The sequence below is a fragment of the Bosea sp. PAMC 26642 genome (assembly GCF_001562255.1).
In the GTDB taxonomy this organism is placed as follows: Bacteria; Pseudomonadota; Alphaproteobacteria; order Rhizobiales; family Beijerinckiaceae; genus Allobosea.
The window spans coordinates 2,822,920-2,836,210 of sequence record NZ_CP014301.1 but is presented as its reverse complement, the minus strand read 5'-3'; the positions used below and the strand labels follow the sequence as shown (position 1 = coordinate 2,836,210).

The following is a 13,291-nucleotide window of genomic DNA, read 5'->3' as shown; positions in this document are numbered from 1 at the left end:
CCGCCGAGGGGATGGGATGCCGACCGATATCGAGATTGCACGCGCGGTCAGCTTGCGGCCGATCGCGGCCATTGCCGAGGCCGCCGGAATCCCACAGGACGCTCTCAACCCTTACGGCAAGTTCATCGCGAAGGTCGATACGACTGCGATCCCGGATTTCGCGGTCAGGCCCGACGGCAAGCTGATCCTCGTCACCGCGATCAGCCCGACGCCGGCCGGCGAGGGCAAGACCACGACGACTGTCGGTCTCGGCGACGGGCTCTCGCGCATCGGCAAACGCTGCATGATCGCGCTACGCGAACCTTCGCTGGGTCCCTGCTTCGGCGTGAAGGGCGGGGCTGCCGGCGGCGGCCACGCACAGATCGTGCCGATGGAGCAGATCAATCTGCATTTCACCGGAGATTTCCACGCCATCACCTCGGCGCACAACCTGCTCGCGGCGCTGATCGACAACCATGTCTACTGGGGCAACGGGCTCGGGCTCGATACGCGCCAGATCACCTGGCGCCGCGTCATGGACATGAACGACCGGGCGCTGCGCTCGACCGTGTCCTCGCTCGGCGGCGCCGGCAACGGATTCCCGCGCGAGGACGGCTTCGACATCACGGTCGCCTCGGAGGTGATGGCGATCTTTTGCCTGGCGAAGGATCTCGCCGATCTGGAAGCGCGGCTCGGCCGCATCGTCGTCGGCAGGCGACGCGACAAGACGCCGGTCACCGCCGCCGATCTCAAGGCGACCGGCGCGATGAGCGTGCTGCTCAAGGACGCCGTCATGCCCAATCTGGTGCAAACGCTGGAGGGCACGCCGGCCTTCGTCCATGGCGGGCCGTTCGCCAACATCGCCCATGGCTGCAATTCGGTGATCGCGACCAGGGCCGCGCTCAAGCTCGCCGACTATGTCGTCACCGAAGCCGGCTTTGGAGCCGATCTCGGGGCGGAGAAGTTCTTCGACATCAAGTGCCGCAAGGCGGGTCTGAAGCCCGCGGCCGCGGTCGTCGTCGCGACCGTGCGCGCGCTCAAGATGCATGGCGGCGTCGCCAAGGAGGCGCTGGACCAGGAGAACCTCGCGGCGCTGGAGGCGGGCCTTGCGAACCTTGCCCGCCATGTCGAGAACATCCGGAAATTCGGGGTTCCGCCAATCGTGGCGATCAACAACTTCTCCGGCGACACGGCGGCCGAGCACGCGCTGATCGCAAGCTTCTGCCGCAACCATCTTGGCGTCGAGGCAGTGATCTGCCGGCATTGGGCCGAGGGCGGCGCGGGCACCGAGGATCTGGCCCGCAAGGTCGTGGCTCTGGCCGAGGGCGGCGAGGCCGATTTCGCGCCGCTCTATCCCGATGCGATGCCGCTCTGGGAGAAACTGGAGACGGTGGCACGGGAGATCTATGGCGCGGCGGGGCTGTCGGCGGACGCCAAGGTGCGCGCCCGCTTCGCCGAACTGGAGGCGGCCGGCCATGGCCACCTGCCGGTCTGCGTCGCCAAGACCCAGTACTCCTTCTCGGCCGATCCGACGCTGCGGGGAGCCCCGTCTGGCCATATCGTGCCGGTGCGGGAGCTCAGGCTCTCGGCCGGTGCCGGCTTCGTCGTGGCGATCTGCGGGGACATCATGACGATGCCCGGCCTGCCGCGCGTGCCCGCGGCGGAGCGGATCCATATCGATGCGCAAGGGCGGATCGAGGGGCTGTTCTAGGGCTGGGCTCGGCTCGCTTGAACGCCGCATTGGGGAATTCTTAGAATGTCGGGCAACACATTCAGGGCGAGGCTGCACAGCTTCCAGGAGACACCGAAACGATGACATCCGGCTCGGCAGGGGCAGGGCTGGCGCGTGGCCTCAAGGCCCGTGTGCTCGGCTGGACGCTGGCGATCCTGATCGCCGTCGCGCTCCCCGCAGGAGCCGCCTTCGTCTGGATCGTCGACGGCACGGTCGTGAAGCTCGGCACGCTGTTTGCCGAAAAGCAGATCCTGTTCGACCGCTATCGCGGGCTGGAATCGCTGATGCGCGAGGTCTCCCTGGCAGAGACCGTTGCGCGCGCGCCTGCCATCCTCGAATGGGCGCAGGACGAGAACGACCCCGACAAGGCGCGGCGCGGCCTGGCCGAACTCGAGCATTACCGCCTGTCCTTCAAGGACCAGAGCTATTTCGTGGTGCTCGACGGCTCGGGAAACTACTATTTCAACGATAAGGACAATACTTACGAGCACGACCGCAAGCGCTATACGCTCTCGCGCGAGAAGCCGCGCGACGGCTGGTATTTCAAGACGGCGGCGCTCGGCAGCGGCTGCCATCTCAATGTCGACCATGACGACAATCTCGGTGTCACCAAGGTCTGGATCAACTGCATCATCCGCAGGGCCGACAAGGTGCTGGGCGTCATCGGCACGGGCGTCGATCTGAGCCAGTTCATCCGCGAGGTCGTCGATATTCCGCAAACCGGCGTGCAGAGCATGTTCGTCGACCGGACCGGCGCGGTACAGGCGCATCGCGATCCCAAGCTCGTCGATTTCCACAGCCTGACCAAAGACATCAAGGCGAAGCAGACGATCTTCCGCCTGCTCGACCGCGACAGCGACGCCAAGGCGCTGGCGGCGATGATGGAGCAGGTGGCGCAAGGTGGAGCGCTGGTCCAGTCGCGTTTCATGCAGATCGACGGGCACGAGGTGCTGGTCGGCGTCGGGTATCTCGACCGGCTGGGCTGGTTCAACATCACGCTGATGGATGTCGACAAGATCATCGACCGCAGCCTGTTCGTGCCGATCGCCCTGCTGCTCGGCACCATGCTGCTTGCGGCGGCGGCGCTGATGACCCTGCTGTTCAAGCGCAGCGTGCTCGACCGGCTGGCGCGGGTCGAAGGGGCCGTGCAGCGGGTCAAGGCCGGCCGGTTCGACGATGTCGTGCTCGACCGGGGGGATGACGAGATCGGGCGGCTGTCGCTTGCCCTGGGCGAGATGGCGCAGGCCGTCGGCGACAACACGAGCCGGCTGGAAGAGGCCGTTCGCGAGCGCACCGAGAATTTGGAGCGTCTCGCTCATCTCGATCCGCTGAGCGGCATCTTCAACCGCCGCGGCTTCGAGCAGGCCTTCGCGAGCGAGCAGAACAGGGCCCGGCGCAACGGTCGCCAAACCGGGCTGCTGCTGATCGACCTGGACGAGTTCAAGCCGGTCAACGATGCCCATGGTCACCAGGCCGGCGATGCGGTCATCGTCGAGATCGTGCAGCGCATAACGCGGATCCTGCGCAACTACGACATCTGCGCGCGCTGGGGCGGCGACGAGTTCATCGTGCTGCTCAGCGACACGAGTTTCGCGGCGCTTTCGACGGTCGCCGCCAAAATGGTCGCCGCCGTCAATGCCACGCCGATCGTGCTGGCCGATGGTCAGGCCGTCGCCATGACGGTCAGCGTCGGCGCATGTCTGCTCGCGGCTGACGAATCCCTGACCAGCGGTGCAAGCCGCGCCGACATGGCGCTTTACGTTGCCAAGCAGAGCGGTCGCGACACCTTCACAGTCTATGATCCGGCCCCGCAGGACGAGCGGCGGCAGCCACTGCTGAAAAGCAGCTGACTCAGCCGAAGGCCAGCTGCACCTTCATCGCCTTCGACTTGTCGGCGGCGAGATCGAAGGCCTCGACAGCGCGATCGACGGGAATCGATGCGGTCAGCAGCGGGGACAGGTCGATATCGCCCGAGCCGATCATCGCCACCGCCCAGTCGAATTCCTCGTGGAAGCGAAACGAGCCGCGCAGGTCGAATTCCTTGGCGACGAGCACGTTCATCGGCAGCGTGAAATTGCCGCCGACGCCGATCTGGACGATGATTCCGCCCGAGCGCACGACATCGAAGGCTCCTGTCAGCGCATGCTGGTTGCCCGAGGCTTCGAACATTACGTCGAAGGCGCCTTTTTCCGCGCCGTACTCCGCCTTCAGGCGGTCGGGCTCGGCCATGGTGTTGATCGCGGCGGTCGCGCCCATATCGAGAGCCGTCGGCAGCGGGCCGTCGACGACGTCGGTCGCGACGATCTCCGAGGCGCCAGCCGCCTTGGCCGCGACCACGGCCAGTATGCCGATCGGGCCCGAGCCTGTCACCAGCACGCGCTTGCCGAGCAACGGACCGGCGCGCTTGGCGGCGTGCAGGCAGACCGAGAGCGGCTCGGCGAAGGCTGCCATCGCCGCCGTGACACCTGGCGCTACCTTCACCGCCTGACGCTCCTCGACGACGAGGATGTCGCGGAAGCCGCCCTGGACATGGGGAAAGCGCATCGCCGAGCCGTAGAACAGCATGTCGGTGCAATGCTGCTGCTGGCCCATCTGGCAATAGCGGCAATGGCCGCAGGCGCGGCTGGGATTGACGGCGACGCGGTCGCCCGGCCTGACGCGCGAAACCTCGCCGCCGACCGCCTCGACCGTCCCGGCGATCTCATGGCCGAGGATCAGCGGCTCCCTGACGCGGATCGTGCCGAAACCGCCATGCAGGTAGTAGTGCAGGTCCGAGCCGCAGATGCCGCCGGCCTCGATCCTGACGCGGACATCGAGCGGACCCAGATCCGGGGCGGTCGTCGCCTCGACGCGCAGATCCTTCTCGGCATGGATGACGACGGCACGCATGGCGGTTCTCCCTGCGCAAGGCTTGGCGGTGGTCACGCGCCCTGCGATTGTCTAATCGATTGAAGACTGCTTACCGAAGTCCGGGCTTTGCGCGCAAACGAAACCTGCGCAGGTCCGACCCGCCCGTCATGGAGAGATGCCGATGTCGCTTTCGCTGTTCAGCCTCGAGGGCAAGATTGCGCTGGTCACGGGCTCCGGCCAGGGCATCGGCCTCGCCATCGCGGAGGGCCTGTCGGAGGCCGGCGCACATGTCGTCCTGAACGGGCGCAACCGGGCCAAGCTCGAGGCGGCGCAGACGGTGATCGCGGCCGCCGGCCGCAAGGTTTCGATCGCGCCCTTCGACGTCACCGACCATGCGGCGGTGGAAGCGGGGGTCGCGACGATCGAAGCCGACCTGGGCCCGATCGACATCCTGATCAACAATGCCGGTATGCAGAAGCGCGCGCCGTTCACCGAGTTTCCGGTCGAGGGCTGGCATGAGGTGATGGCGACGAACCTGCACTCGGTGTTCTACGTCACGCAGGCGGTGACGAAGCGGATGGTGCCGCGCAAGCGCGGCAAGGTCGTCAGCATCGGCTCGGTGATGAGCGAGCTCGGCCGCGCCACGATCATTCCCTATACGGCCTCCAAGGGCGCGGTGAAGATGATGACGCGGGGGCTGGCGGCCGAACTCGGCAAGCACAACATCCAGGCCAATGCGATCGGGCCGGGCTATTTCGCGACCGAGATCAACAAGGCGCTGATCGCCGACGAGGCTTTCACGGCCTGGGTCTGCAGCCGCACGCCCGCCGCCCGCTGGGGCGAGACGAAGGAGTTGGTCGGCGCGGCGATCTTCCTGTCCTCGGCGGCCTCGGATTACGTCAACGGCCATCTGCTGATGGTCGATGGCGGCATGACGGCGGTGGTCTGAAGCCTGCGTCAACCGCGCCCTGCCGGGTCCATAGACGGCGTGGTCTCGCCGCCATCGGTGCTTTGGCGCGCCTTGTCGGCACGCTCCTCGAACTCTTGCCGGATCGCCTCGATCTTGTCCTCGTCAAGTTCCTCGAGGTCGAGCAGTTCCTCGCGCGCGCCTTCGAGCCTGACGATCAGCTCGTCGAGCTTGATCTGCATCGCAGCGGTGTCGCGGTTCTGGCTGTTCTGGATGATGAAGACCATCAGGAAGGTCACGATCGTCGTCGAGGTGTTGATCACCAGCTGCCAGGTGTCGTTGAAAGCGAAGAACGGCCCCGATAGGCCCCACAGCACGATGATTGCGAAGGCGCCGCAGAAGGTGACGGGCTTGCCGGCCCAGCGCGCCGTCGCCTGCGACAGCCGGGTGAACAGTGAACGGTCGGTCAAGAGGTCGGAGCGAGATGCCATGGCGGTGTTTCCCCCGGACCCGCCTCGGGTCCGGCAGACCTAACGCCGCCGCAGGGGCTAGCGTTCCGACGCCGTCTCCCGTCAGGCCGTCACGAGCCTTTGCGCGTGCCAGGCGATGTGCTGGGCCATGAAGGTCGAGACGAAATTATAGGAGTGGTCGTAGCCGTCGCGCATGTGGAGCTCGAGCGGAATATCGGCGGCGGCGCAGGCGACTTCGAGCAGCCAGGGGCGCAGGCCCTCCTGAAGAAACCCGTCGGCGCTGCCCTGGTCGACCAGGAGATCGGGCAGGCGATGCCCGTCTGCGATCAGCAGGGTCGAGTCATAGGCCCGCCAGGCCGCTTCGTCGGAGCCGAGATATTTCTCCAGCGCCGGGCGCGACCAGCCCGCCGTCGAGGGCTGGCTGATCGGCGCGAAGGCCGAGACGGAGCTGTAGCGCTGCGGGTTCTTGAGGCCGAGCGTGATGGCGCCATGGCCACCCATGGAATGGCCGAAGATGCCCTGGCGGCCCATGTCGAGCGAGAAATGCTGCGAAACGAGATCGGGCAACTCGTCGCGAATGTAGCTCTCCATGCGGTAGTTCTTCGCATAGGGCTCCTGCGTAGCGTCGAGATAGAAGCCGGCGCCCGAGCCGAACTGCCAGTTGTCCGGCTCGTCTGGAACACCTTCGCCGCGCGGCGATGTGTCGGGGCAGATGATCGCGATGCCGTTTGCGGCGGCCGCGGCGCGGTACTCGCCCTTGTCCACGACGTTCTGATGCGAGCAGGTCAGTCCCGAGAGATACCAGAGCAGCGGAACCGGCCTGTCCTCGATCTGCTGCGGCAGGAAGATCGCGAAGGTCATCGGACAGGCGCATGCCGCGCTGTCATGGCGATAGACCCGCTGCGAGCCGCCAAAGGCCTTCGAGGAGGAGAGGAGTTCCATGCGGTTTCCTTCTGGATGCTGCGCGACGCCTGTCATTCCGGGGTGGCCGAAGGCCAAACCCGGAACCCACGACCGGGCGAGCGTGCTCGATCGCGTTGTCAAAGGTACGACCCAGTCGTGGGTTCCGGGTTCAGCGCTACGCGCTGCCCCGGAATGACACCGGGTGTTGCCTCATCGCTGAGGCCCGAACGCGGCGCTCAATACACCACCACGCTCCTGATCGACTTGCCTTCATGCATCAGATCGAAACCGTGATTGATCTCGTCGAGCGACAGCTTGTGGGTGATCAGGTCGTCGATGTTGATTTTGCCCTCCATGTACCAGTCAACGATCTTTGGCACGTCGGTGCGCCCGCGTGCGCCCCCAAAAGCCGTGCCCTTCCAGACCCGGCCCGTGACCAGCTGGAAGGGACGGGTAGCAATTTCCTTGCCGGCTTCGGCGACGCCGATGACGATCGACTCGCCCCAGCCGCGATGGCAGCATTCGAGCGCCTGGCGCATGACGTCGGTGTTGCCGGTGGCATCGAAGGAGAAATCCGCGCCGCCGCCGGTGAGATCGACGATCGCCTGCACGACCTTGTCGTTGCCGACCTCCTTGGGATTGACGAAGTGGGTCATGCCGAACTTGCGCGCCATCTCCTGCCTGGCAGGATTGATATCAACGCCGATGATCTTGTCGGCGCCGACCATGCGCGCTGCCTGCAGCACGTTGAGGCCGATGCCGCCCAGCCCGAAGACCACGACATTGGCGCCGGGCCAGACTTTCGCAGTGTAGATCACCGCGCCGATGCCGGTGGTGACACCGCAGCCGATGTAGCAGATCTTGTCGAAGGGAGCGTCCTCGCGGACCTTGGCCAGCGCAATCTCGGGCAGGATGGTGAAGTTCGCGAAGGTCGAGCAGCCCATGTAGTGGAAGACCTCACCGCCATCGCAGGAGAAGCGCGAGGTACCGTCCGGCATCACACCCTTGCCTTGCGTGGCGCGGATCGAGGTGCAGAGATTGGTGCGGCGCGAGAGGCAGCTTTTGCACTGGCGGCATTCGGGCGTGTAGAGCGGAATGACATGGTCGCCGGCCTTGAGCGTGGTGACGCCCGCGCCGACCTCGCGCACGATGCCGGCGCCCTCATGGCCCAGGATCGCCGGGAACTTGCCTTCCGAATCCAGTCCTGACAGCGTGTAGGCGTCGGTGTGGCAGATGCCCGTCGCCATGACCTCGACCAGCACCTCACCGGGCTTGGGGCCGCCGATCTCGACGGTTTCGATGGTGAGCGGCTTGCCCGCTTCCCAGGCGACGGCGGCGCGTGTCTTCATCAGTCCAGTCCTTGCAAGATCGGTCGGCACCCAGCAAAGCGCTGCGGTGGCCTATCTAGGGCTGGCCGGGGCTGGATTTGTCAACGCATAGCGTCGTCATGCTCGGGCTTGACCCGGGCATCTTGTGAAGGACGAAGCGCCAGCAGCAGAGTTCTGCTGGAGATTCACGGGTCGGCGCCTTGCGCCGCCCGAGAATGACGGGAGGGGGCTCAGAAGCTATACGCCGCCTTCACCTTGACGAGGTGCTGGCTGAAATTGGTCAGGTCGAGATCGCCGGGCTCGCCCTTGGCCTTCCCGGCGACCTGAATGTTGTAGGCGGCCGAGATCGCGAACTGCTTGGTCGCCTGCCAGAAGACGCCGGGGCCGGCGAAGGTGGCGTAACCGGCCTCCTTGCTGAAGCCGAGCGTGTCGTAGGCGCGTTGATGGCGGACCTCGCCGCTGAGATAGACGCCGTCCAGGACCTGCCAGGCCAGCGAGCCGCCAATGGTGAAGGTCGAGGAGCGCTGGTAGGGATCGGGGCCTGTCCAGGTCAGGTCGTGCGAGAGGTTCAGCGCGGCATAGAGCTTGCCGGGGACCAGCGTCTTGTCGGCGAAAAGGCGCAAGCCCGTGTTGTAGGTCGTGAAGCGGCCGGCTCCCTCGGGGTCGATCCGGTTGAAGCTCGGGTCGATCACGGCGGTCAGGCCGATGCCGTGCAGGTCGCGGCCGAGGATCTTGTACTTGGTCTCGATGCCGGCGCCGATGCTGGTGGAATCGGCGCTGACGCCGCCGAAGGAGGCCTGCGTCGTGTTGCCCAGCAGATAGGGGCCTACCTCGAGGCAGGGCAGCAGGCCGTATGAGCCCTGAAGCTGCGCGCCGTGGCTGTCGAGCCTGCCGCCACGCGTGCCATAGCCGCCGCCATAGGTCAGGCTCGGTCCGAACGAGCCTTTTTCCGCCACGTCCGAGCCGGTGGTGAAGCCGAAGGCGTCGGTCGGGATGCCCTCGCTTTCGCTGCAGGCCGACATCACCGGCGGCGCTATGGGAGCGCCTTTGCGCGACGGCAGATCGGCGGCAAACGCGCCCGATGCGGCGATGGCGGCGAGAACGGCGGGGGCGAGGGATTTGAGCATGGTGTCGATTCCGGGAGGAGCGATGGAGATCATGCCCCGGTTCGCCTGGCACGGCGAGAGCCTGTAGCCGCTCGATAATGTAATAGTGTTTCATGTTGCATTGCCGCAACAGAGCGCTCAGGCGCGGCTAACGGCGGCGAGCCTGTCATAAACGCGCGGGGCGATTTCGCCCAGCTGCGCCACGGGCTTCCAAGCTGCGGCATGGACCTCCTCGATCTGGGCGACGAGCGGCAGGGCCGGGTCGGCGAGGAAGAGATACTGCAGATCATGGTGGACATGGTCGGGTTCGGCGCGAGCCGATTTGCCGGGTACGTCGTGACTTTCGATGGCGAAGGGCAGGTCGCTGCCTCCGTGCCAGGGATGCAGGGCCAAGCCCTGCACGCCGGTCTCCTCGACCGCCTCGCGCGCCGCCGAGAGGTGGAAGGCATCGGCGGATTCCCAGTGACCGCCGGGCTGGAGCCAGCGGCCGATCGTGACATGGTCGATCAGCAGCACCTGGGCATGGTCGGGCGAAAGCACGATCGCGCTGGTGGTGACGTGGCCGGGAAAGGTCGTGCGCAGGTCGAGCGCATGGCCCTGCGCGATCTGCCAGCGCAGCAGCGCGAGATGCTCGCGGGGGCCGGCGACCTCGGCGCGGTAGCGGGCAACCGTATCAGCCAGGCGCGCCAAGAACAGGCCGGTCATGGCGTCCGCAACCTGTAGCGCTCGAAATCGCCGTTCCTGCGGCCGTCATAGCCGATCAGGATCTCGATCCGGCCCGGCGCTTCCGACAGCAGCGTCACGGTCTCCGCCTTGCCGTCGCGGACGCCGCGCAGGGTGCCGAGCGAGGTTGCGGCGTCGGGCCGGGCGGGGTCGAGCAGCAGGAGTTCGTAGGGCAGGTCCTGCTCCTGCGCCGGGCCGACGAGCATGAGCAGGCGGCCGTCGCTGAGCGCTGCGAGATCGCGGATGCCGCGGCCGCGGCCGACGGGACAGGCGACGACGACGGGTGCGGCCGTGGCCGGCTCGGTGCCGGGCGCGAACAAGGCGCTGAGGCTCGCGCCGACGAGGAAGGCGCGGCCGTCGAGCGAGGGCGCGCGCAGGCCGGCCCAGAGCCTGTCGCCGACCACCGCGATGCCCTCGATGTTGAGGCCGTTCTCCTCCATCAGCCGCTTGCCGAAATAGGGCGCGGCCGGCCCGGCCCGGCGCAGCATGTCGCCCAGCCGGTAGCTCAATTCGACGCCGGTGGCCGGCGCGCCCGCGCCGTCGACCCGGACGCGGGCGAGATGGAACGACGAGAGCCGGAACTCGCCCTTGCGGCGCGAGCAGCCATGCGAGCCCGCGACATAGAAGGCGCCATCGGCATAGGCGACGGCCTCGCCGTCCAGTTCCGCGAAGGCGCCGGGCGCGCCGCAGAGCGCTCCCGGCGGGCGGCCGAGCGCCGCAGGCGAGGCAGCCTCGCCCAGGATCGGCAGCGTCGCCCCCGGCGTGATCCGGTTTTCGGCGATCTGGGCGAACTGGGCGAAGCTGCCCTCGTCGTTGATCAACAGGCAGCGCCGCGCGCCGCTGGGGCCGGGCATACAGGCAAGCCCGCTGACATCGGTCGCCGCCTTGCCCTTCTTGCCGGCGAAATCCCCGTTCGCGCTCAGCCGGCCTTCGGGGACCAGCGTCTGGGTGCGCGCCGGCGCGGCGCAGAGCCATGCGGCGATGACGAGGAGAGCGAGGGCTGGCCGCATGATCCGGTTTCCGTGTCGAAGCCGGATAGAGCGCGGTCGCCGGGCGGATGTCAAAGCAGCGTCGCCTTGGTTGGCCTCACCGCGCCCGGCGCCTTGCGAGCAGGCCAAAGCCCCGCCCGCGCTTTGGCGCGTCGGTTGGTGAGGGGCGAGCGGAGCGCCGCGAGGCGCGGGGTAGAGGTCCGCAACCATTGAGCCAGGTCGCGGCGCGGAGGGATTGAGCCACCCTCCGCACGCCCCGTGGCGCTCCGCTCATCGGCGATTTCAGTCTCCGGGCCGCGCTTATTCGGATTTCGGGAGTTCGATCTTCAAGCTCGGGTGCCAGTTCGCCTGAGGCTTGTCGCGACCTTCGCCGTCAATTCGTCGTCCCGTCATCCTTCCAGCGAGCTCCTCGCACAGGGATCGTAGTATCCCCAGGGCGGTGCCCCGAAGCCTCCCGGAAATGGATCGTGACTCCACCCGCAGGCGCCGCCCCCACCCCCACCAACGGCACACCTCCGGATGGCTGCCCCTCGGGGATGAGGTGGTGGGATTATGGATGCAGTGTGGATGCCGGGGATTAATTTGATCCGCCCGCTCGAAGATGAAGCGCGAGGAACCCCTCTCCTGTAAGGAGAGGGGCAGGGGAGAGGTGTCGACCCTTCGACGAGTGAGGCACAATGGCGACCGAGCGACAGGATTTCGCCCGAAAACTCCGCCGGCAATCGACGAAGCCCGAGGACATCCTCTGGAGCCTCCTGCGCGCCCACCGTCTCGACGGGCTGAAGTTCCAGCGACAGGTGCCGCTGCTCGGCTACACCGTCGATTTCCTCTGCTTCCAGCGCAAGCTCGTCGTCGAACTCGACGGCAAGCAGCATGATGCCGAGTGTGATTATGATGCCGCGCGCGCCCAGGAGATCGAGCGCCATGGCTTCATGGTGATCCGCTTCCGCAATGAGCTGGTTTTGAATGACCGCGACGCCGTCGTTACTGCCATCCGAAAAGCCGCTGGAACCTCGACGGAGAACCCTCTGCTGTAAGGAGAGGGCAGGGTGAGGTGTCGGACGTTTTCTGCGTGAAGCTCGGTTTGGTAGCGGTGAGGTTTGTGCCCCACTGGTCCAGGGGCCGACACCTCTCCCCTGCCCCTCTCCTTACAGGAGAGGGGTTCCCCGCACCTTTGCTTAGAACGACTATGTTGGCTGCTAACCCAAGTTGCTCAGGTTTGAGCTCTATGCATACTGCCAAGGGTTGGCTGTGGACGCATCAAAGAATGCGATATCCAGCGGAGACCGCTCATGGCGCATAGCCGCCAAGGACTTTGCCTTCTGGATGATAGCCTTATTTGAATCAGTTTTAACGTCGCCAAACAGGCTAATGTATATCTTTTTGCAGCGCCCGGACCCCAATCTTCGTAAGATATGATCGTCGTTGTCGGCGAGTGAATGGCCTAGAATAAAGAAGCAGTGCCGCCCCTGTTGTGCGTTGGCTGTGAATTGCTTAAATCCTTGGTACAAATATGCATTGTGGCGTATTTTATTTTTCTTCTGAGCGCTCGATCCTTCTGAAACAAAAAGCGGAAATTTGTTGGCGTTCATCGCCTTTCGGGCTTGATCAATAAGTCGATCATTTGTTCTTATCCAAGTAAATTTCTGAAGTTCGTTCCCGGCATCGAACAAGTGCAGGGCGCCATGCAAAAAATGTATCCTTGCGCTGTGCGCGTTGACCTCGCCCTGCCACACTACATAATCAGCCTCTGGGTCATCTTCGTCGTTCCCGAATCCGTCGTTTGTCGACATGTTGACGGGAGTGCCGAATGGGTCGTCTTCGTGCATCAAAGTCCAATACAACAAGAGATCGTAATTCAGGGTGAAAATCTGACCTTCGTTTGGCCGCCCGAGGAAAAGGTCAAGAAACCGACGACACGACCAGAATTTAATATCTGGGATTTCGGCTGGTATGTTAGGGTGGTGGCCTGCGATCGTTGTTAAGAGTATTTCTTTTAGAGCATGGGCATCCGATCGCATTCTTGATGGAGCGTCGATGTGTCCTGGCGTGTATATGCCTGCCAGCAAAGCGCCGGATTCAAGATTTTTAATAGCAAGTTCGAAATCTTGCGTTCCGAGAACCTTGAAAACCTCAGCGAGTTCCGGGTGTTTGGAGAGATTGGCAGCTTTGAACAGAGATCCATAATGAAATATATCGGGACAACAAGCGATACTAAAACCGTTTCCCAAAAGTAGATGGCGCCTAGTGAACTGCATAGAATCGGCTAGGGCCTGCTGGAAACTAATGACATCGACCACGATA

Annotated in this window: 12 protein-coding genes; 4 read left to right on the top strand and 8 right to left on the bottom strand. The window is 65.0% G+C overall.

All coding sequences use genetic code 11. The features are described 5' to 3' along the window. Positions 1-16 precede the first annotated feature (16 nt). Positions 17-1,690 (top strand): formate--tetrahydrofolate ligase, encoded by a 1,674-nt coding sequence (locus tag AXW83_RS13695; RefSeq protein ID WP_066614377.1) that lies wholly within the window; start codon positions 17-19, stop codon positions 1,688-1,690. 101 nt (positions 1,691-1,791) lie between these two features. Continuing rightward, positions 1,792-3,561 (top strand): sensor domain-containing diguanylate cyclase, encoded by a 1,770-nt coding sequence (locus tag AXW83_RS13690; RefSeq protein ID WP_066614374.1) that lies wholly within the window; start codon positions 1,792-1,794, stop codon positions 3,559-3,561. Position 3,562: 1 nt separating this feature from the next. Here the strand turns inward: AXW83_RS13690 and AXW83_RS13685 are convergent, their stop codons facing one another. Beyond that, the gene (locus AXW83_RS13685) at positions 3,563-4,600 is read right to left on the bottom strand and encodes an L-idonate 5-dehydrogenase (protein ID WP_066614372.1); all 1,038 of its coding nucleotides are present in this window, start codon (positions 4,598-4,600) and stop codon (positions 3,563-3,565) included. 142 nt (positions 4,601-4,742) lie between these two features. Here AXW83_RS13685 and AXW83_RS13680 point away from each other — a divergent pair, with 142 nt between their 5' ends. Further along, on the top strand, positions 4,743-5,510 hold the full coding sequence (locus AXW83_RS13680) for an SDR family NAD(P)-dependent oxidoreductase (protein WP_066620465.1): 768 nt from the start codon (positions 4,743-4,745) through the stop codon (positions 5,508-5,510). Positions 5,511-5,518: 8 nt separating this feature from the next. Here AXW83_RS13680 and AXW83_RS13675 read toward each other — a convergent pair whose 3' ends face one another. The 6 genes from AXW83_RS13675 to AXW83_RS13650 form a co-directional block, all read right to left on the bottom strand. After that, complete coding sequence (locus AXW83_RS13675; RefSeq protein WP_066614370.1) at positions 5,519-5,959, bottom strand: low affinity iron permease family protein; 441 nt, start codon at positions 5,957-5,959, stop codon at positions 5,519-5,521. Positions 5,960-6,040: 81 nt separating this feature from the next. Further along, positions 6,041-6,880, bottom strand: a complete 840-nt coding sequence (fghA, locus tag AXW83_RS13670; protein WP_066614368.1) for an S-formylglutathione hydrolase — start codon at positions 6,878-6,880, stop codon at positions 6,041-6,043. A gap of 197 nt (positions 6,881-7,077) precedes the next feature. After that, on the bottom strand, positions 7,078-8,190 hold the full coding sequence (locus AXW83_RS13665; protein WP_066614366.1) for an S-(hydroxymethyl)glutathione dehydrogenase/class III alcohol dehydrogenase: 1,113 nt from the start codon (positions 8,188-8,190) through the stop codon (positions 7,078-7,080). Positions 8,191-8,399: 209 nt separating this feature from the next. Beyond that, positions 8,400-9,296 carry a hypothetical protein gene (locus tag AXW83_RS13660; protein ID WP_168166095.1) on the bottom strand — a complete coding sequence of 299 codons (897 nt, stop codon included), beginning with the start codon at positions 9,294-9,296 and terminating at the stop codon, positions 8,400-8,402. A 117-nt stretch (positions 9,297-9,413) separates the two neighbouring features. Then, positions 9,414-9,980 carry an NUDIX hydrolase gene (locus AXW83_RS13655; protein ID WP_066614362.1) on the bottom strand — a complete coding sequence of 189 codons (567 nt, stop codon included), beginning with the start codon at positions 9,978-9,980 and terminating at the stop codon, positions 9,414-9,416. Continuing rightward, on the bottom strand, positions 9,977-11,008 hold the full coding sequence (locus AXW83_RS13650) for a DUF3616 domain-containing protein (RefSeq protein WP_082767120.1): 1,032 nt from the start codon (positions 11,006-11,008) through the stop codon (positions 9,977-9,979). Before AXW83_RS13650 ends, AXW83_RS13655 begins: the two co-directional genes overlap by 4 nt. Positions 11,009-11,664: 656 nt before the next feature. Between AXW83_RS13650 and AXW83_RS13645 the strand changes: the two genes are divergently transcribed. Further along, positions 11,665-12,024: an endonuclease domain-containing protein gene (locus tag AXW83_RS13645; RefSeq protein WP_066614360.1), complete on the top strand. Its 360-nt coding sequence runs from the start codon at positions 11,665-11,667 to the stop codon at positions 12,022-12,024. Between the two features lie 189 nt (positions 12,025-12,213). Here the strand turns inward: AXW83_RS13645 and AXW83_RS13640 are convergent, their stop codons facing one another. Continuing rightward, positions 12,214-13,287: a DUF4917 family protein gene (locus tag AXW83_RS13640; RefSeq protein ID WP_082767119.1), complete on the bottom strand. Its 1,074-nt coding sequence runs from the start codon at positions 13,285-13,287 to the stop codon at positions 12,214-12,216. Positions 13,288-13,291: the final 4 nt, after the last annotated feature.